Raw genomic sequence first — 17,920 nt, forward strand, 5'->3', positions numbered from 1 at the left:
TCACTGTCCCCTCTCACTAAATAGCTAAAATTAATCCAATGAATTTAACCGAATGGTTACCTTCCTCGTTTCACGATCATTAGAATCAAACCAGTCTTTAAGTACGTTATATTCACTTGTTTCTAATGCTGCTGTTTCAATCGTGAAATGGTTATTGTCTATCCATTCATAAGAGATGATGGGCCAGGTTGGTTTCAACATGAAAGCTTCTTCCAAATCAGTTGATGTATATGGGATGATTTCTAATTTTTTGAGATCCACGGCAACAAGGATTTGTCTCTTAACCAGACCGCCTTCATCATAAGCATATCTAATTAACACCTGCTGATAGTCAGAGGAAAGTTTATAATCTTGTAAAATGCCCTCAGGCATCGGCAAGCTATGCGTCCCTCTATCATCAGTTTTCACCAAAAGGGTATAGCAAGCTTTGTTTCCACAGCCATACTTCAGCATTGAATATGTTTCCGAAGAAGGCACCTCCAATACTTCCACATGTGTACGATCTATTTCAGTTTGGAAGTCCTGTTCGTTCATCAGGTAGCGCCTATACTCTGGGACGTCGTTAAGAGGTAATTGCAGGGTTGCTTCTTCATTCGTGATTTCAATGATATGGGGTAATGAAGATGCCTTGTTATACAAGCCTGAAGAGTTGGTATCGTTATCATTTTCCACCTGATATGCGGGAGGTTCTAACCTAGAAAACCATATCATAATTACCGCTGAAGTAACGAGTACTATAACTAGTAGCAAAAAGAACATTTTCTTTTTCATAGCACTCCTCCTTCGTGCATGGTTTCGATCCAGAACCAAATGGATTATACTACAAAGATATCCATTTTTGGTGTCAGATCGGTTTCAATGTTATTTTCATGAGATAACCCACTATTCAGGTTAAGAGGTGAATCTATGAACTTTATTTTAAATAAAGAACCAGATAAACGTCGTATAAACGTAACGATGCTTATGTATCTCGTACTAATGATTTTATTTTATGGTATTTATGTTTCCTTGGAATCGGATCGGATAGCTCAATCACAACAGTGGACTTCCGGTGGTTCCATAAGCGACCAAGCGATCGAGTCAATGAGTCAACTGGGAAGATGGACGTCAATTACTGAATTACTGTTTCTAATTCTTTTCATACTGGTGATGATTATCATGATTACGCGGTACCGAAGAAATGTAGGAAGATTACTCCCTTTTGCCTTATGGAATGTCGCTTTGTTTGTCGGGGTTGGCACGGTCAGTTTGGTGGGTTCACAGGTCACGTCAATGTCCGTTGGCAACTTGGCACAACCAATCTTCGTACCTGCGTTTCTATTGGTAGCGTTGTTCATATATGTGGTTTGGGGATTAATGAAACGTGGATAACGTGCGGGAAGATTAAAAATATTCAAAAACCTTTGATTATATTCCAGGATGTCTGGTGAGCAATCAAAGGTTTTTTGTCTAAAATATATATGTCAGTTTAACGTTAAGCTTCGTCAACATCGATCAGATACACCCGCTCCTGGAATCCACCCCGTGCCTCGGCTTTGTCCGCCCGTAGCTTATCAAGCTGCGCTATATTAACACCATGCACCTCAGCTAGCGCCCGAATCACTTCGAGCATGTCAGCCAGTTCTTCCAGAGCTTCCTGATCGCTTTCTGCATTCAAGTACTCATCCGTCTCTTCTTGCAGTTTCGTTCTTAGTTCTTGCTTATACTCCTCCGGGTCGAGAATGCGTGTGCGGCATTCCTTACCACTGGATGTGATAATATGCGGAATCTTGTCCCGTACCAATTTGTTGTATGTAGGCATGTGGTATAACATCCTTTCTGCTGTGAGAGCTTTCGAGCCTCGATCCAGAATCCCCCTTTTTGCCATTATGCAAGTTGCCATTAGAGGATGGGTTGATTTAATAGAAAATAATTAACAAACACACCAACGGACACGAAGTCAACAATGCCGTTGTCAAACTGATCTGTGCCGCAACTCGTCCTCCGGTAAACTCTTGCCGTGAAAAGAACATCCAGATCGAGAGGTACGTAGCGCTTAGTGGAAATGAAATTATCCCTCTAAACGTACTCGGTTCCATATACCCATGCATCATACTTTTACCGATTAGGATTAAAGTAACCAATTCCAATATAGATAATATAAAAAACGCAATAGCAATCACTCTTTTCAAAATGTACACCTACTTTCCAAATGCAAAGCAAGGAGTATCCTTGTATTCCCTGCATGATATATCCTTTATTTGGATGATGTCATCTTGTAAGCGTAACATAGATTAATCAATCTTACTCTGATGAATTATTTATTATTCGTTTGGATAACTCGTACAATATCTCTTCTGTTCGTTGAAGAAGCTTTTCGATGTTGTTCAGTTCTAGTGGCTGGTCATGTGGATAATCCACTAGGGATGATATATGTTGCATCGTGCCGATGAACAAGGCAATATCTAGTCCGGGTTCAGTCTCCGTATGCACTAAAGGCAAGATTTCATTCATGGTGAGTTCTTTGGGTGGATGAACTGAATGATACTTATGGATATAAAGTGCCTTAATCATGGAGGTTAGAGCCCAATCACATAGAATTAGGCAGGCTTTGAACTGATTGTGATTACACATGATGGCGGCAAGTTTGAGATGATACTTAGCATGTTGGTGATAGGCCATTATTGTGGTACGTAGCATATGGTAAGCAGGAATGTGTTTGGACCTAGGTTGTGTGGAGATATCATGGTCTTGCAAACGTGGGGTAAAATCTACTTGGTGATTACAATGTGCTTCGCTTATGGACCAATTTCTTGCCATCGTCATCCCTCCAAAGAGTTAATACCAGTATTATACAATAAATTGATACATATAGTAATCAAATAAATTATTTGTATTCTTCGTTTAATGTTTACCTTAAGGAAACTTGTCTACACTTTTGAACATAGAGAGGTGAATACCATGAACGAGGACAGAGAAGTTTTGAAGCTGGTCGGAGCCAGAATTCGCGCACTACGCAAAGAAAGAGGGTATTCACAGGAATCCCTCGGAGAAAAAGGTGGATTTCATTTTTCATACATAGGACAGATTGAACGTGGTGAAAAGAACGTTTCTTTGGTGAATCTGGCTAAGATCGCTGAGTCACTGGAAGTGAACTTAATTCAATTATTTGCGTATGTAGAGGAAGAGTTTGAAGTAACTGAAGATGAGAAGCAAATCAAGGAAATTGTACAACTACTAAGAGACTCTAATTCAGAACATATACGAACCGCCAAAAATGTTATAAAAGGAATATTGATGTAAAAAACAACAACCCTATCTCTCCATTATTGGAATGATAGGGTTTCTTCGATACGCAAAATCTATAATACATTTTAAGTTTTTACTTTTTAAGTGACATGATTTACAAGAAGCTAATGCATCACTGCTTTAATGGAACATTTGCCATCACCTATATATCAGTTTTTCTCTATATATAGTATTCTATTTCCCCCTCCTTATTTTTCAATAATTTCAGTAAATGGATTTTCTCGGAGAGTAATTTTGAACGCTCTTCGGTACGGAAAATTGTAGCATCATGTATATACTCACAATTTCCAAGTAAAAAATGATCCTTATCAAGGAGATGATAAATAAACCATTTTATTTCCTGATCTTCCTGATCTAGAACATAAAAACACTCATAAGCATACCTAGTAAACTTTTCTCTGAGTTGTGTGAATGTCATTATTATTAATAGTACAAACATGGAACTTGAGAAACACAACGTAATTAAACTCAGTGTTAAATTAATTAATAACACTTCTGGTTTGTCCATAGTTAACACTAAACTACCTTCTGCTATATTACTGGCTAAGAAACTTGGGAGCACGGAGAAAAAACATAATGTTTGTAACGTAAGTACGATTAATGTGAATGTAAGATTCTTTGACCTTGATAACCTTTTATCAAAAATACTTTTTTGTGTAAGGCTAACATATAAGATAGTAAAATAAAAAATTGTTCCAATGATTGAAATACAAAATGTAAAATATTCATTAACACCAAGATTGTAATATAACATTGTCAGAAAAACAGAAAAAATAGAGCCTATCATAACATAAAAGATGTAATTGGATATTTTTATCAAAGTCCTCTTTTCTTTTGATGAAATTAACCTTTCGATCTTGGATGAAGTTAACGAAGTTATCACCTGATTTTTCTTAAAAAAAGTCCACATAAAGCTAAGAATAGCAACAATCCCGCCCAATCCGCCTAATTTAGATAAAAATTGTCCATCCAAAATTCTATCCCACATGACCTTGCCTCCATACATATTCTAATACCGCTAGTTTTCAAACAATACACTTATTCGCCACCGCCACCATCTTCGCAGGCATCTCTTCTCTTAATCGCCATACAAAGCTCATCGGCTTGTTCCCCTCATGACTCACATAATCCGCTTCCCCCAAGAAGACAAATGGAGACGTATAGCCATGCTCCTCCTTATACTCCCGCACGAAAAGCGCGATCCGATTGCCTGTCTCTCGATGATGGATATACCGCTGCGCGGTAGCCGTATGCTCCGACACCCGGCTCTGAGTCTGCCAGTGGAATAGCCGCTCGTTGATCGCATAATCCTCGTACAACGTTGAGGGTGAGAAATCTTTGTCCGATTTGTTCAATGTAATGAAGAAGATATCGGTCTGTTCGTCTGCAAAATACTTCACGCCTTCACGGAAGGCGGGTGATTGCTCAGCGTTCCAGTAGCCGAAGGCTGCGAGCACTTGGTCGATGGAGTACATACAGTGGATATCTAGTGGACAAGTGTACGGGAACGAATTACTTTTATCCACAAATCGCAGATGAGCCAGATTATATTTGAAAATATCCACAAGCTCTGCTCGGAATGCCTCACAAGACAGCACGCGCTGCACACCCTCTTCGATGCTACTCAGTCCGAGTTTCTCGGGCGCAGCCCGGTGGAAGGTGTAATAGAACATGATCAACATGCGCCGTTCATCGGCGGTGGTTGCTTCTTTGCCTTTTTCAATAAAGTCGATCAGGAACGTCAGCCAGCTTCGGGAGTTGATCGTCAGCACAGATGGCAGTCTGCGGATATACTCCTCCTGCTCACTCTCGATAGGCTCTGTCAGTCCAGCTTCGGCTAACATACCGCGGAAATACCTTCTCCCCGTACGTCCACCATAGAATTCATAGAGTTTCATCCCGTGATGCTCTAAAAAATGAGCCAAGGTCAGCGACAGTCCTGTGTCTTGCTGGAACGTTTGCAGCTTCTGGATCAACGCTCTGCGATTACGACTCATCTGCTTGAGGTTGCGCATAATGTATTCCTTCGCTTGCTTTTCCAATTGAATGAACGTGCCGCGAGGCAGGTTCGAAAAGCCGTTCTCGACGTAGTACGAGATGGAATGTTTGGTAGCGCCGATCAGGGCGCGGAATTTATCTTGGAACCTGTATTCCTGATGGGCTTGCCCGATGAAGTCGAGCACAGTCAGGCACTCTTTGCCATCCGCCATCCGTAGTCCACGTCCCAACTGTTGCAGGAATACGGTCAGACTCTCAGTAGGACGTAGGAACAGAATGGTGTTCACCTCAGGGATATCCACGCCCTCATTGTACAGATCCACGACAAAGATCATGCGCAGTTCCCCGTTCACTAGCTGTCCTTTCGCAGAATGGCGCTCCTGTTCGTTCGACCCGCCATGTAGGGCCATGGATGGAATGCCGGCTTCGTTAAATATTTTTGCCATATACATCGCATGATCCACCCCTACGCAGAAACCAAGCCCCTTCACATCGTCCAGATCGGTTACGTATTTATTCAGACTTTGGATGATCTGGTTGGCACGGATTTTGTTATGGGTATAGAGTTTCTCCAGTTCGTTCAGATCGTAGCCTTTACGCGACCATTTCACCTGAGATAGATCGACAGTATCGGTGACGCCAAAATATTGAAACGGACTCAGTAGCTTGCGGTCAATGGCATCGGTTAGACGGATCTCGGCGGCAATCGTATGATCGAAGTAGGCGGTAATGTCTTTGCCATCCATCCGTTCCGGTGTTGCAGTAAGTCCTAGCAAAATCTTCGGTTCGTAGTGAGACAACAGCTTCTGGTACGAAGGCGCAGCGGCATGGTGGAATTCGTCCACAATGATGTAATCGTAATTGTCTGGGCTGGTGATCTCCGTCAGCTTCATAGCGTTAAGGCTCTGAATGCTAACAAACAAGTGGTCCAGCGCCTCTGCTCGGTGATTCCCGACATGCAGCTCGCCAAAATTCATATCCTTCAGGATATACCGGAACGTGTCACGGCTTTGCTTCAAGATTTCTTCCCGATGGGCGACAAAAAGCAGCTTTGCTCCCGCATGGCTTGCACGGAATCGCTTGTAGTCGAAGGCAGAGATGACCGTTTTGCCAACGCCTGTGGCGGCGACGATCAGGTTGCGGTTTCGTCCGTACAGCGTACGCTCGGCGTGCAGCTGCTCCAGCACTTCCTTTTGATAATCGTAAGGCTGGATGTCGAGGTGAAAGTAGCTGGACTGATCTTTTTTGCGATTCAGAGCCGCCTTCAACTGTGCCTCATGGCCTTCATCCTCAGCCACATATCGCGTAAATTCGCGGTCATTCCAGTAACTCTCGAAGGTCGCTTCGATCTTGCGCAGCACGTCGAGTGAATCCTTCTCCGTCACCTTGAGGTTCCACTCCATGCCACTGGTCAGCGCCGGGTTGGACAGGTTAGAAGAGCCTACATAGGCGGTGGTGAATCCAGTATCACGGTGGAAAATGTACGTTTTGGCGTGCAGCCGAGTCACTTTGGTATCATACGAAATCTGGATCTCTGTGTTAGGTAATTTGCTAAGTTCGGTAATAGCCTTAAGGTCGGTTGCTTCCATATAGGTGGTCGTGATGATCCGCAACTTCCCACCGCCCGCCGTGAATTGTTGAAGCTGTTCCAGAAGCAGGCGAAGTCCGCTGAATTTGATAAATGACACCAGCCAATCGATTCGATCGGCGGTCACGATCTCCTTTTGCAACTCCAATAACATACTCGGTTCGGACTTTGCACCTGTGAATAAAGAGCTTTGGCTGATAGGCGTATCTCGACGAACGATTCTGGTATCCCTAACCGCACGAATGCTGTTCAGCTTGGAATACACATGGGTCAACACTTCCCCCTGCTCATCCAGTTGCAATTCGTTGTACTCTTCTTCCCCTAGTGTGCCTTTGAGAGTAGCAATAATCTCATTATACGTTCGAATCTGCGCCAACACTGCTGTCTTATCTCCCGTCTGTTCCCTGACAATCTTGAGCGCTCGCCGGGTCACCGCCGCCAAATACGTGGACAGCAGTTTACGTGCTTCCTCTGCATCCAGCTTCTCGGTCCCAATGTTATACACATCCGGGTCCAGCGCCGAAATCTCCTGTCTGGTGATTGTGTTGATAAGCTGTTCATATATGCCTTGTTTCATGAATATACCTCGTGTGGGTGTAGGATAGTTGTGGATAGTTCTCTATGTATATGATGAGCTAAAAATTGTTTCTTCTATATTATCGACCAATCTATGGAAGATTTCATTAGTTGTTTGATTTCATAGGAAAAAGCACCTCTACTTTTGGTTTGGTAGAAGTGCTCAATGATATGACTTTAAGTCATGCATAGATACGCGCAGCTCATATCATCTTTTCACTGTATCGATTGGATTATAAGTTAGTATGACAGTCTACTCTCTTAAATTGAAAATAAGGTTATCATTTTATCTTTAATAGAGATTGATAAGTAATTGCTTGTTTTTTGAGTTTGAATATCAACAAACAGGCTAGTTATCTCCTTTTGTAGTACCAAAAGCTCGGCTGGAATAACAAAAACATTCATTTTCTTTATATTCAGACCCTCATCATCAATTTCGATCTCAATTCTCTGTATATCATCGTCAGCACGCAAAATATCAGCTAGACAATAGACAATCTTATCTTCTCTAGCCTCCTTAAACACTTTTTCTCCTAATAACCCTAAGAGAACTTGATAATTCGGATCTCCGTCTTTAAATATATTAATTAACTCAATGATAAGGTCATTCAGAGGAATATTTCTTAATTTCTCTTCCATCCTCTCTCTTGAATCATCTAGAAACCACGATTCAAGGTCCACTGGTGTATCGTCTATTATCCCGGGAACATAGGGCTTAGTGTAAAGAAAATCTTTATTCATTGTTCAACCCACCTTTTTGAATGGCGTGTCACTTATATAGTCGAGTATATTTTACTGCCCTTACGCTAAAGTAAGTTCTTTCATCACGATGTCTGATTTCTCTTGCACCCGTTCTTGAAGAAAAGCAATTCTAATTTAGGTTCTCTCTTGTAGAAGTGCTTAATCCCTTTAAATGAATTATCTATAGATGTATAAGACTATACAATCTTTTCACTACACCACTTCGGGTCATATGGCATCTTACTTAATTTTATAATATCGTCAGCGGTGTAATACCATTCGGCATCATCAAACCATAAATAATCCTCGCCGTTATCTTTAAAATACTCTACAACGAATCTAAAGATAAATTTGTACTCATGATTTATATTTTCAATATCTAAAGCCCAGAAGTAATTTTCGTCTTGAGTAAGCCAAGTGAAACTATCAATTGAGTCTTCTTCTACTTGATTAACATTAAATGTGAAATACTTTAAGTTGTCTTTATTATCTATGGTTTTAAAAGTAGATTCATCAACTTCGGATAGTGTCCCTTCAGCAGATATAAAGAGATCATCATAATATTTATCTTTTATCAAGATGCAAAACATATTCGCTTTTTGCGCTGCTTTCTTAAAATCCTCAATGGCTTTTTCAGGTGAATAATTTTCTAACTTTTTTAGAAAAATGAAAGAACTCATCTCAAACAGCCCACTTTCAATTCTTCTCGATTAGATTTCCCGCTCTCATAATCCGTCTCCGAAGTTGATTTTGCAACTCCTAAAATTTAGATCCTCTACCCTATAAAAACAATTACGTCCTGTCTTTGAAATGCAAGTGGCAACTTTTCTCGAAGTACCTCTATTCTTTCGACTATTTTATCCCTTTGCTCATCTTTTAAATTCTTTATAGCCCATTCCTTTACCAGAAGTAGTTCCTCAATAATCATCGGCACATCTTCCCCTTCTATATCAACACCAGTTGAGAAGAGATCTATCCATTTTAAATCTAATACTTCAACTGCGGGTGTCCAGCAATCCTTAAAAAAAGTTTCTGTTGCAACTGGAACAAAAAACTCTTTTCAAAATCATTTTGTGGTTCATGTATCACAGCACTAATAGACATTCCTTAATTCCCTCCGAAATTTGCGAATTATCCCAGGCCTAACGTCCACAATTTTGCCCACTGTCATAGCATATGTAAGACTGGTTACACTATTGTAAGTTTCTTCATCCTTATCAAAGAAAAGTTTCTCTTTTCTACATATGTTCCGAGCAGCACTCGATAAAAGATAAGTCGGCATGCTCTTTCCAAGTCTAAATAGTATAAAAGATGATATCCCCATGAATTAAATCTCCCAATAATAAGATGATACAACTCTTCACTGCTTGCCGACCATGATTAGGAATGAGCTCTACATCATCTATTGTATAGATTCATTTTCTATACTCTCAACTTCTAACATCTTTTGTTCAACCCATTTCATAACCATTTCTGCCTCCTTTAAAGCAATCACTCCCTTTTTACTTTTAAATTTGTAAGTTTCGTAAGCCCATAGTAATATAATTTTCACAAATTCAACTGTCTCTAATTTACAGATCGGTTCAATTTCATCTTCTTCCTCATCATAAAATGGATCTTCAATTATTGTATAGTCTTTATGTGATATAACGCTGGATGCATTTCCTCCATGTCTATATTCGGAGATTCCTCCCCTTAATACTTCAAAATAATTCTCAATATCTTTTCTCAAATCTTCAAATCTCCAAGAAATATCAGATCCTAAAGGATCACTTATCATAGTGGCGAACTCAAGTGTTTTTTCCTCGTCAAAATCCATTACAACCAAATTAAATTCATCCATATATTTTAATTTATATTTATATTTTATCTTCACTAATGTACCCTCCAATTCATGGGTATGCTGAGATTATCTTATCATTTCTCAAAATAAGCTCTATTTCCATACCTGTGCTTGTTTTCCCTATATATTTATTGTTTTATTATATTTACTTTACTATTAAAAGCTTCATTTACTGAATCAATTACCTGTTGTGGTGTCCATTCCTTTGGAAAAAATGTGGATTTGGGTCCTTTTGGTACTCCATTAATTTCAACATTGGCTTGATAGACACCAAACTCATTAGGTGTATCAACTTTCCCAACAATCTTACCGTTAATATTTGGTATCCCGGAACACACGAATACTGTTCAACTTGGAATACACATGGGTCAGTACTTCCCCTTGCTCATCCAGTTGCAATTCGTTGTACTCTTCTTCCCCAAGCGTGCCTTTCAGAGTAGCAATAATCTCATTACACGTTCGAATCTGCTCTAATCTGGGTTCAGCGCCGAAATCTCCTGTCTGGTGATAGTGTTAATAAGCTGTTCATATATGTCTTGGTCCATGAATATACCTCGCGAGAGTTAGGATGGCTGTGGATATGTAAGTGATATCATTTTATATGCATTAGTTGTTTGTATATAAAAAAAGAGCGCTCTTTATTGCCTATGAATGGCAGGACACTCCTCTTTTCTATAAAAAAGGCTTATTCCTCCTTCGAAAAAGTTGGAATAAGCTTTTAAATTTCTCTAATCAAAAAGTTTGGATTTTTTAGAGTACACGATTGTTGGTAAATTGTAAAAACATGCTGTTTGAAGTGTAAATGAACTTAGACCCTTAAGAGGCGTAGGATGTTCTATCTGGGAAAATACCATCATTCTCTTTTAAGATTCTAATTAATTTTGAAGCTGCGCGTAAGAAATAGAAATTTGTGGTTGAACCCGGAACCTTTTCGATTTCTTCACATTCCCCATCCGACTTACTTAACTTAATTTTCCCTAATAAATTTTCATCCGGGCCAAATTTATATACTACAAAATCCCTTGTCTCTTCTTCTTTAACTAACAGAACATAAGTAGTCAATGTTCTACCTCCCTAATATTAAATAATTCATGATTGAGTAATAAGATGTCATTTTTATTATAGCTTCCTTTCATTAATCGCTCCCAAGCTAAAGCCTGTTGATAATTCGGGTCAAAAGACTTAATTTCTCCACTATGCCGCTTACCTCCACTCGATCCGCCCAGATCACTATGCTTATTCTCTACCGCACGAATGCTGTTCAGTTTGGAATACACATGGGTCAGTACTTCCCCCTGCTCATCCAGTTGCAATTCATTGTACTCTTCTTCCCCAGCATGCCTTATGTAAGTGGTACCATTAGATGCTTGTTATTAGTAAATATGGTCTCTGCTCTATTATCGTCCAGCATGGGAGAAAATTCATTAGTTGTTTGGTTATAAAAAAAGAGCACTCTCTACCCATTCTGAACGGTAGTAGTGCTACACTTTGGGTGTGAGCTATTATGAAATTAACATTAGTAATCGGCTTCCTGCCCAAAGTAAGTACCCAAATTGAATCGTGACATACATGATGTATTCTATAACCGTTAGTTTCCTTTGCCTTTTGATTTTACGTAACTCTAGAAAGTAAAAGAAGGTACCAATTAGTAAAAGAATCACTGCTAATTCATTAATTGTTTCTAGGATGGATATACTCCTCATCTCCTTTCATACTAAAGAACCTCTTAAATTTTATTAAACATCAATCACACTCATAATTATCATTCGTACCTTGGATTCAAAGCATCTCTCCAAACGTATTCATCCACGAAATTAACCTTTTTCTCACTAAAATAAGCTCGGGTCACTTGCTCCAGACTATTCAAGATTTGGGGCCAATCATTCTCATTAATTTCCTTGGATTCAAAGTCCCCAACAATGTTCAGCCATCGATGATTTAACTGCTGGTACTCCTCGATTCTGGCTTTAAGTTCAGCTTTTACAGGATAACCAGTTATATCCAGCCTCTCGAACGTCATTCGCATGCGGTGAAGTGTAGGTGGCAAAATGTCATCTTGGCCTAAGTCGTTAGCATATAATGCTGCGGGTTTTACCAGCCAGTTGGCTTCTTCGCTGAAACTTAGATTCATCAAGTTATACTTATCTATAATCTGCGTCATATCTGTAAAGTTGTAATAGAGCTGGCTGGCTTGTTCTCCATCCTCAACCATCTCGTTTGTTATTATTTCATTCTTAAGTATTCGGTTAAATAAAATATCATTATTTATAATCGCACTCTTCATATCAACCATATCTTGTCGTACATTCATCGTTAGATACTTTTCATACATTCTTTTTTCTTTATAAAAACTATAGGTTAGTACAAGTAAGATCACAAAAGCAATACAACATCCGATCATTAAAAGTCGTTTTTTTAGTATCATGGCACTTTGTTCTCCTAAGATTTTATAGTAAGAAGCACCCCTACGTTTGTGTGGTAGAAGTGCTTTCAAGTAGTATCATTATTTCATTTACCTGCTGCTTTTTTAGCTTGATAGCTCCTTTTCAACGTAAGGACTGTCAAGTAATAGAAGAAGGCTTGAAGTTAGATATTTAGTTAGATATTTAGTTAGATATTTAGTTTGATATTCATCCAACTGATTAGTGACCGTCAACAGACCCTTCTCCATTCTAAGTAGTTGAGTAGAACCATCTTCTAGGAATAATAGATTACCCTCAGTATGTTTTATAAGCTTACTAATAATTCTGAAAATATGCTCTATACCTTTAGAAAAAGTACTGCCAAACACCTGAGTTCTAATACATACATTAACATCTAAGTTATAATGCTGTTGAACAAAAGCGATATCAGAAATATCCTCTATTTCAAGTGTCAATGAGAAAAAATCAGAACCAATTACAATTTCTTCATCGTTACTATTAAAAGAAGCCGATCCCTTAACAAATTCAGTGGTATATCTTTCTAACAGTTTCCCTAAAGAATTAAGATCTAAATTAGATCGTAAAAATAATTCGTAATCCATTTTATTTATCTTCCCCAAACTCGACTTTGCAGCCCACGCAAACTTCTGAGCATCACCTAGATTATATCTCCAACCTGATAACTTAGTCCTAACCCATGAAAAGGGAATTCAGCTGATCCATTTAGCTTTTTATCATCCACAGTTATTACACTGTTTTTTCGCATTAATATTGGTTTATCATTCAACTCTAAAAGACAGTCTCCATCCATACCATTAATTAATTTTCCAATAAAGACCATTAGCTCGTCTGCCCAATGACTATAAGAAGATATAATATCAATGTAACAACTAAACTTTAATTCAATATCATAATCTTCACTTGCAAACATAGTACCAGGCCCTCCCTCATTAATGGATAGTGTGAACCCGTCGCAAGGGACCGTTAGCTTATTATTCTCTTCTATTATTTCAATATTTTGAAATAATCCAGTTAATGAATTTTTTAATTCTCTGTATTCAGAGTAACCTCCAAAATAAAAATTACCAAACATATTTTCCCTCCTTTTTAAGGTTTTAATCTCGTTATCTGGCCATCTTTAATATAGATTAACTCACTCAAAGTTGAAATTTCATACTTATTGAATTGTTCGTAAAGTTCATCCATTGAACCTTTATATCCATCTAAATTCATTACAATTCGACCTGTTTGCTCTTCAGTCTTTTTCATTACAGTTGCCCAGATATTTCTAACTTTAAGTGTCTCTGGGGAATAACAATCAAAAGCCTTCCCATTAATCAGAAAATCAGGGTTGGATGTTGGGTTAATACCGTAACCGTTCCCTCCTTTTGTGTTGGGCAACATATCAATATCATAACCTTTACTTGCTAATAAATCTGCCGCTTCATTCTGAAATGTTATTGGATTCGGATCGTTAGGATCAGGCTTTTCATATTTCCCTTTAGGTTTTCCTCCTGGAGAAAGTGTCGGCTCTGTAAGGTCAACTTTACCTGGCCCCTCTTTTCCCTTCCCTGAATTCGTCTTTCCACCCGATCCTCCCAGATCGCTATGCTTATTCTCCACCGAACGAAGCGCCCTGCCAACAAAGGCGTAGGCCAATACCTGACCCATCACAGAACCACTATAATACCCGGCCCCACTCTCATTCACCTGTTTCTTCTGCTCATCCACAAATTGACCTACATCAGACCTGGCTGTTCCGTTTCCCCAGGCTGCATCCCAAGCAAACTTAATGCCTCGCCCAACATCGACCACTCTGCCCAAGGTCATAGCATAAGCCACACTGGTCACCGTACCGAATGGATCGTAGAAAAGCGCCTCCGCCGTCTGTCCCATTCCGGTTACTGTTTCTCCCACCGACTTGTCCAGCAGTCCAACACCGAAATTTCGTTTCAGTTCTTCAGGTATATATAGAGCAACCTCACCCGAACCATCGGCTGTTCTGAAATTCTTCGCTATAAAAATAAATTCGTTCTGAATTTTATCCAAAAGACCCAGTGTAGCAGGAAAAACTTCTTTCACCTGCATAAAATCCCAGAAGAACCGCTCTCCAGTGACACCAGACCATTCGGACTGCAACAGGTAAATTGACTTTTCCAGTTCCCGTACCATTCGCTCCAGTTCCAGCTTCTTCTGCTGGACGAGCCGGGCTTTTTCCTCTAATACATCGGGATGTACCTGAATACGCTGCATTCTATCTTCACCGCCAACCTGACCGTAGTATATGTACCTAAATTTTAACAAGTTAGAATAGGGATTGGAATCAAACGGAGGATTCATTTTCACATAGTCTAACTGAAAGTTGGTAAAGATCATTAGGCAGATATATTGCGCATTCGTGCATGTTACTCCATAATTCGATCAATTGGTTAATATATAGGTTATATCCCCATATTGCTAGAATATATTTTTCCGAAAGGAGCTATAAATTGAACAAAAAGAGTATCATCGTCGCCGTGATCATCGGTCTAATCTTGCTCGCTCTCCCCTTCATATTCTACTTCTCCACTAAAATATCCGAAGGCTCGGCGTTGCCTAAACCAATTACCCACACCAATCTCTAAGGTATAATACTAATATCGTCTCACAGGAGCTAATATTCCATTTCAAAGGAGGCTTATCCATGAAAATAGAACGACTCGATCATATCGTGTTAACCGTGGAAAATCTGGAAGCAACGATTGCATTTTATACGAATGTTTTAGGTATGCAGGTAGTCGAATTCGGCCAAGGCCGAAAAGCATTACAGTTTGGACAGCAAAAAATCAATCTGCATGAACGTGGCAAAGAGTTTGAACCCAAAGCTCATATCCCCACACCGGGTTCAGCAGATCTTTGTTTTCTAGTCAGCACACCGCTGGAGGAAGTCATTGCGCATTTAACACGACAGAACACGAAGATCGAAGAAGGACCAGTTAAGCGGACAGGTGCACTAGGGCCAATCTGTTCGGTGTATATACGTGATCCTGACGGTAATCTGATCGAACTATCCAATGCTTTGTATGCATAAGCCACCAGCTCTCGCTCTCCATATAGCAGCAAAAAGATCCTGAAAAGCCTCGGCTTCGCAGGATCTTTTTTGATTTACAGCATGAATAATTACATAGCTCAACTATTTACGGTTAGATACCGCTCTCATCACTTGGGAATCGAAAAGGTACTGCCTGCCTTCTCACAACCGGTTAACACGTAAAAAACACGTCCCTGCTCACTCTTCATCGTACCGATCCCTTGGCAGGTGTTGGTCGTGATCTCCTGTTTGGAGCCATAGGCATCCCTAGAGTTATCATAAGTCGCTTGAATGGCTGAGCCATCGTAAATCAATTCATGGATAATGGCCCCACCTTCGATGGTATACATCGTCACACGAACCTGATCCTGCTGTTTGTTCTTCACATTCTTCACAAAAGTATTCCACTTATCCTTGTTCCGCATGCCTTCGAGAAGCACAACGACATCCCCGCTTTGCTCCGCTTGCTCAGGGTTATGTGGCTCAATAATTTCCGGAAATGAATTCAAAACCACTGGAGAATCCACTGTCGGATCATTTGCCTCACAGGCTGTTAACATTATTAACGCTAACAAAAGCGTGAGCAGTACTCTTTTCATCCAATCACCTCATGAATTAAGACGCTAAATTCTCCGTACATGTTACCTATGTGCTGTTAGAAATAACGTAAACACACTCAGCACGGATCTTCAATATAAAGGATTTTTTATCATTTGTATGTAACTTCAACCCACCATAAAGTGTTTATATAGCAATGCATCATTTACGTCCATCTCATCTGAAAAAGAGGCGATACACATGCGTTCGGTTAACCCATTCGATGACATAGCAAAAGAAAAACGACGTCCCACTTCACGCTTGAATCATAGACCTAATAGTAAAAGTAAATCGTCCCGACGATTCGCCATTGCAATGGCTACAGCACTAGTTGCGTCCAGCTTGTTGTTGGAACTGACAGCTGAGCCAATTACTCATGCAGCCCCTAACGTACAGCATTCCGCCAGTAACACTTCTGTTCAATCGAATGCAGCAAATACAGAGAAGAAACTCCACTATACCGCTGTAGAGGGAGCTTATTATTACACAGTCGCTTTGAGAAGTGATGGTTCGGTCTGGACCTGGGGCCGCAATCTGTTTGGAGAGCTGGGTGTGAGCGAGAACATTCGATATCGTCATACATTTAGTCCCATCCGCGTACCGGAACTATCTAATGTAATAGCTATTTCAGCCGCCGGCGGTGGAATCAACGCAGCAGTTCAGGCAGATGGAACGGTCTGGGAGTGGGGTGCTGGCAAACTACCAAGCAAAGTCGAAAGCATCAACTCTGCGAAGGATGTAGTGACTGGTTCTTTCACTGTCGCCCTTCTCCAGAACGGGACAGTCTGGTCATGGCAGCACCCTAACGCTCAAGGAATCAATTCAGATGATCTCATACGTAAACCACATGCGATTAGCGGACTGAAAGATGTTATCCAGGTTGGATCCGCAGGTCTGCATGGATATGCTTTGAAGAAAGATGGCTCCGTATGGACGTGGAACGAGCCCGAAGAACCCGATAAAGTCCTGTCCAAACCTACCAAGATAAAAGGTCTGACCAACATATCTTCGATCACAAGAACAGATACGTCCCTGCTTGCACTGGATAAGAACGGGAAAGTCTGGGGTGTGGACGAGACAGGGAAAGCATTCGCCATTCATTACGACTTCAAGGTGAAGAAGATGGATGGAAATACGCAATATATGTTATTACTCACGACATCCGGTGAGGTGTACAGCTACGGAAGGAGCGTGAACGGTAAAGAAGGAAAAGTAAACCATCTATCCGGCATTACCGATATTTCAGCAGGATATTACCACAGTCTTGCCTTATCCTCGGATGGAACCGTCTGGGGCTGGGGAAGTGATAAGTACGAGGAAGCGGGTGCACCTGCAACGTCATCTGGAGGAATGGTCTACAAACCCGTTCAAGCCAAGATTGGCACAGATGTATATCTGAACGGTGAGCTGTTCCAGTCGATGTATGCCGCTGTTGAAACGCCTAAGACCGTGCAACTGCCAATCAAAGCCATCGCCACAGCACTTGGAGCAAAATTTGAGATTCATCTGGTGGAAGGTAGCCTGAACCACTATACGTTGAATTATGACAATCGGACAATCACAATCCTACCTAACGAGACACAGTATGTTATAACCTCCGCCGATTCCTCTGGGGAGCGAGTCGTGCAGATACCTGAACCCATAAATAACTACTCGGGAGCAACTACAATGCCTTTTGAGGTATTGCGTGGTTTGGGATTGAACGTGTCCTGGGATTCAGAGAAAGCGATGCTGACCATTGACGATGCTGATAAAAAAGATTCAGGAAGCTAAACGAATCGTTTAACATGCAAAAA

22 protein-coding genes and 1 pseudogene are annotated in these 17,920 nt (G+C 40.4%); 5 read left to right on the plus strand and 18 right to left on the minus strand.

The features are described 5' to 3' along the window. Positions 1–30: 30 nt before the first annotated feature. The gene (locus ACR1R9_RS22455; protein WP_433922654.1) at positions 31–771 is read right to left on the minus strand and encodes a hypothetical protein; all 741 of its coding nucleotides are present in this window, start codon (positions 769–771) and stop codon (positions 31–33) included. Between the two features lie 135 nt (positions 772–906). Between ACR1R9_RS22455 and ACR1R9_RS22460 the strand changes: the two genes are divergently transcribed. Continuing rightward, positions 907–1,371 (plus strand): hypothetical protein, encoded by a 465-nt coding sequence (locus ACR1R9_RS22460; protein ID WP_433922653.1) that lies wholly within the window; start codon positions 907–909, stop codon positions 1,369–1,371. Between the two features lie 103 nt (positions 1,372–1,474). On the opposite strand, the gene ACR1R9_RS22465 is transcribed toward ACR1R9_RS22460, so the two are convergent. Further along, complete coding sequence (locus tag ACR1R9_RS22465) at positions 1,475–1,801, minus strand: nucleoside triphosphate pyrophosphohydrolase (protein WP_099855482.1); 327 nt, start codon at positions 1,799–1,801, stop codon at positions 1,475–1,477. 482 nt (positions 1,802–2,283) lie between these two features. Next, positions 2,284–2,799: a HEPN domain-containing protein gene (locus ACR1R9_RS22470; RefSeq protein WP_310852012.1), complete on the minus strand. Its 516-nt coding sequence runs from the start codon at positions 2,797–2,799 to the stop codon at positions 2,284–2,286. Positions 2,800–2,940: 141 nt separating this feature from the next. Here ACR1R9_RS22470 and ACR1R9_RS22475 point away from each other — a divergent pair, with 141 nt between their 5' ends. Continuing rightward, positions 2,941–3,282, plus strand: a complete 342-nt coding sequence (locus ACR1R9_RS22475; protein ID WP_315794627.1) for a helix-turn-helix domain-containing protein — start codon at positions 2,941–2,943, stop codon at positions 3,280–3,282. 166 nt (positions 3,283–3,448) lie between these two features. Here the strand turns inward: ACR1R9_RS22475 and ACR1R9_RS22480 are convergent, their stop codons facing one another. The 14 genes and pseudogenes from ACR1R9_RS22480 to ACR1R9_RS22545 form a co-directional block, all read right to left on the minus strand. Continuing rightward, positions 3,449–4,276 (minus strand): hypothetical protein, encoded by an 828-nt coding sequence (locus ACR1R9_RS22480; protein WP_433922652.1) that lies wholly within the window; start codon positions 4,274–4,276, stop codon positions 3,449–3,451. A 37-nt stretch (positions 4,277–4,313) separates the two neighbouring features. Continuing rightward, on the minus strand, positions 4,314–7,451 hold the full coding sequence (locus tag ACR1R9_RS22485; RefSeq protein ID WP_433922651.1) for a DUF3427 domain-containing protein: 3,138 nt from the start codon (positions 7,449–7,451) through the stop codon (positions 4,314–4,316). Positions 7,452–7,711: 260 nt separating this feature from the next. Then, positions 7,712–8,191, minus strand: a complete 480-nt coding sequence (locus tag ACR1R9_RS22490) for a hypothetical protein (RefSeq protein WP_433922650.1) — start codon at positions 8,189–8,191, stop codon at positions 7,712–7,714. Positions 8,192–8,388: 197 nt separating this feature from the next. Further along, positions 8,389–8,871 carry a hypothetical protein gene (locus ACR1R9_RS22495; RefSeq protein ID WP_433922649.1) on the minus strand — a complete coding sequence of 161 codons (483 nt, stop codon included), beginning with the start codon at positions 8,869–8,871 and terminating at the stop codon, positions 8,389–8,391. 95 nt (positions 8,872–8,966) lie between these two features. Further along, on the minus strand, positions 8,967–9,119 hold the full coding sequence (locus ACR1R9_RS22500; RefSeq protein ID WP_433922648.1) for a hypothetical protein: 153 nt from the start codon (positions 9,117–9,119) through the stop codon (positions 8,967–8,969). Positions 9,120–9,593: 474 nt separating this feature from the next. After that, on the minus strand, positions 9,594–10,034 hold the full coding sequence (locus ACR1R9_RS22505; protein WP_099855925.1) for a hypothetical protein: 441 nt from the start codon (positions 10,032–10,034) through the stop codon (positions 9,594–9,596). 128 nt (positions 10,035–10,162) lie between these two features. After that, positions 10,163–10,372, minus strand: coding sequence for an EndoU domain-containing protein (locus ACR1R9_RS22510; RefSeq protein ID WP_257219447.1), 210 nt, complete (start codon positions 10,370–10,372; stop codon positions 10,163–10,165). Further along, positions 10,353–10,579: pseudogene (locus ACR1R9_RS22515) on the minus strand (hypothetical protein); the annotation flags it as partial. The pseudogene ACR1R9_RS22515 and the gene ACR1R9_RS22510, both read right to left, overlap by 20 nt. A gap of 271 nt (positions 10,580–10,850) precedes the next feature. Continuing rightward, positions 10,851–11,096, minus strand: coding sequence for a hypothetical protein (locus ACR1R9_RS22520; protein WP_433922647.1), 246 nt, complete (start codon positions 11,094–11,096; stop codon positions 10,851–10,853). Beyond that, positions 11,093–11,347, minus strand: a complete 255-nt coding sequence (locus ACR1R9_RS22525) for a hypothetical protein (RefSeq protein ID WP_326064860.1) — start codon at positions 11,345–11,347, stop codon at positions 11,093–11,095. The genes ACR1R9_RS22520 and ACR1R9_RS22525 overlap by 4 nt, the downstream gene beginning before the upstream one ends. Before the next feature lie 449 nt (positions 11,348–11,796). Further along, positions 11,797–12,459 carry a hypothetical protein gene (locus tag ACR1R9_RS22530; protein WP_433922646.1) on the minus strand — a complete coding sequence of 221 codons (663 nt, stop codon included), beginning with the start codon at positions 12,457–12,459 and terminating at the stop codon, positions 11,797–11,799. Positions 12,460–12,561: 102 nt separating this feature from the next. Then, the gene (locus ACR1R9_RS22535; protein WP_433922645.1) at positions 12,562–13,059 is read right to left on the minus strand and encodes a hypothetical protein; all 498 of its coding nucleotides are present in this window, start codon (positions 13,057–13,059) and stop codon (positions 12,562–12,564) included. A 56-nt stretch (positions 13,060–13,115) separates the two neighbouring features. Next, positions 13,116–13,550 (minus strand): hypothetical protein, encoded by a 435-nt coding sequence (locus ACR1R9_RS22540; protein ID WP_269054791.1) that lies wholly within the window; start codon positions 13,548–13,550, stop codon positions 13,116–13,118. A 14-nt stretch (positions 13,551–13,564) separates the two neighbouring features. Then, the gene (locus ACR1R9_RS22545; RefSeq protein WP_433922644.1) at positions 13,565–14,761 is read right to left on the minus strand and encodes a WXG100 family type VII secretion target; all 1,197 of its coding nucleotides are present in this window, start codon (positions 14,759–14,761) and stop codon (positions 13,565–13,567) included. A gap of 185 nt (positions 14,762–14,946) precedes the next feature. On the opposite strand from ACR1R9_RS22545, the gene ACR1R9_RS22550 reads away from it, so the two are divergent. Together ACR1R9_RS22550 and ACR1R9_RS22555 are read left to right on the plus strand one after the other, a co-directional pair. After that, positions 14,947–15,081: a hypothetical protein gene (locus ACR1R9_RS22550; protein WP_256716861.1), complete on the plus strand. Its 135-nt coding sequence runs from the start codon at positions 14,947–14,949 to the stop codon at positions 15,079–15,081. Positions 15,082–15,140: 59 nt separating this feature from the next. Further along, positions 15,141–15,527 carry a VOC family protein gene (locus ACR1R9_RS22555; protein ID WP_433922643.1) on the plus strand — a complete coding sequence of 129 codons (387 nt, stop codon included), beginning with the start codon at positions 15,141–15,143 and terminating at the stop codon, positions 15,525–15,527. Between the two features lie 128 nt (positions 15,528–15,655). On the opposite strand, the gene ACR1R9_RS22560 is transcribed toward ACR1R9_RS22555, so the two are convergent. Next, positions 15,656–16,126, minus strand: a complete 471-nt coding sequence (locus tag ACR1R9_RS22560) for a DUF4362 domain-containing protein (RefSeq protein ID WP_433922642.1) — start codon at positions 16,124–16,126, stop codon at positions 15,656–15,658. 199 nt (positions 16,127–16,325) lie between these two features. On the opposite strand from ACR1R9_RS22560, the gene ACR1R9_RS22565 reads away from it, so the two are divergent. Beyond that, a complete protein-coding gene (locus tag ACR1R9_RS22565) occupies positions 16,326–17,897 on the plus strand; it encodes a stalk domain-containing protein (protein WP_433948883.1) in 1,572 nt (523 codons plus the stop codon). Positions 17,898–17,920: the final 23 nt, after the last annotated feature.

The sequence above is a fragment of the Paenibacillus taichungensis genome (assembly GCF_050994985.1).
Taxonomy (GTDB): domain Bacteria; phylum Bacillota; class Bacilli; order Paenibacillales; family Paenibacillaceae; genus Paenibacillus; species Paenibacillus taichungensis.

What these genes read in the sequence shown, in the direction of transcription:
- ACR1R9_RS22455 (WP_433922654.1), bottom strand. Translation starts at nt 771, where the DNA reads ATGAAAAAGAAAATGTTCTTTTTGCTACTAGTTATAGTACTCGTTACT.
- ACR1R9_RS22460 (WP_433922653.1), top strand. Translation starts at nt 907, where the DNA reads ATGAACTTTATTTTAAATAAAGAACCAGATAAACGTCGTATAAACGTA.
- ACR1R9_RS22465 (WP_099855482.1), bottom strand. Translation starts at nt 1,801, where the DNA reads ATGCCTACATACAACAAATTGGTACGGGACAAGATTCCGCATATTATC.
- ACR1R9_RS22470 (WP_310852012.1), bottom strand. Translation starts at nt 2,799, where the DNA reads ATGGCAAGAAATTGGTCCATAAGCGAAGCACATTGTAATCACCAAGTA.
- ACR1R9_RS22475 (WP_315794627.1), top strand. Translation starts at nt 2,941, where the DNA reads ATGAACGAGGACAGAGAAGTTTTGAAGCTGGTCGGAGCCAGAATTCGC.
- ACR1R9_RS22480 (WP_433922652.1), bottom strand. Translation starts at nt 4,276, where the DNA reads ATGTGGGATAGAATTTTGGATGGACAATTTTTATCTAAATTAGGCGGA.
- ACR1R9_RS22485 (WP_433922651.1), bottom strand. Translation starts at nt 7,451, where the DNA reads ATGAAACAAGGCATATATGAACAGCTTATCAACACAATCACCAGACAG.
- ACR1R9_RS22490 (WP_433922650.1), bottom strand. Translation starts at nt 8,191, where the DNA reads ATGAATAAAGATTTTCTTTACACTAAGCCCTATGTTCCCGGGATAATA.
- ACR1R9_RS22495 (WP_433922649.1), bottom strand. Translation starts at nt 8,871, where the DNA reads ATGAGTTCTTTCATTTTTCTAAAAAAGTTAGAAAATTATTCACCTGAA.
- ACR1R9_RS22500 (WP_433922648.1), bottom strand. Translation starts at nt 9,119, where the DNA reads ATGATTATTGAGGAACTACTTCTGGTAAAGGAATGGGCTATAAAGAAT.
- ACR1R9_RS22505 (WP_099855925.1), bottom strand. Translation starts at nt 10,034, where the DNA reads ATGGATGAATTTAATTTGGTTGTAATGGATTTTGACGAGGAAAAAACA.
- ACR1R9_RS22530 (WP_433922646.1), bottom strand. Translation starts at nt 12,459, where the DNA reads ATGATACTAAAAAAACGACTTTTAATGATCGGATGTTGTATTGCTTTT.
- ACR1R9_RS22535 (WP_433922645.1), bottom strand. Translation starts at nt 13,059, where the DNA reads ATGGATTACGAATTATTTTTACGATCTAATTTAGATCTTAATTCTTTA.
- ACR1R9_RS22540 (WP_269054791.1), bottom strand. Translation starts at nt 13,550, where the DNA reads ATGTTTGGTAATTTTTATTTTGGAGGTTACTCTGAATACAGAGAATTA.
- ACR1R9_RS22555 (WP_433922643.1), top strand. Translation starts at nt 15,141, where the DNA reads ATGAAAATAGAACGACTCGATCATATCGTGTTAACCGTGGAAAATCTG.
- ACR1R9_RS22560 (WP_433922642.1), bottom strand. Translation starts at nt 16,126, where the DNA reads ATGAAAAGAGTACTGCTCACGCTTTTGTTAGCGTTAATAATGTTAACA.
- ACR1R9_RS22565 (WP_433948883.1), top strand. Translation starts at nt 16,326, where the DNA reads ATGCGTTCGGTTAACCCATTCGATGACATAGCAAAAGAAAAACGACGT.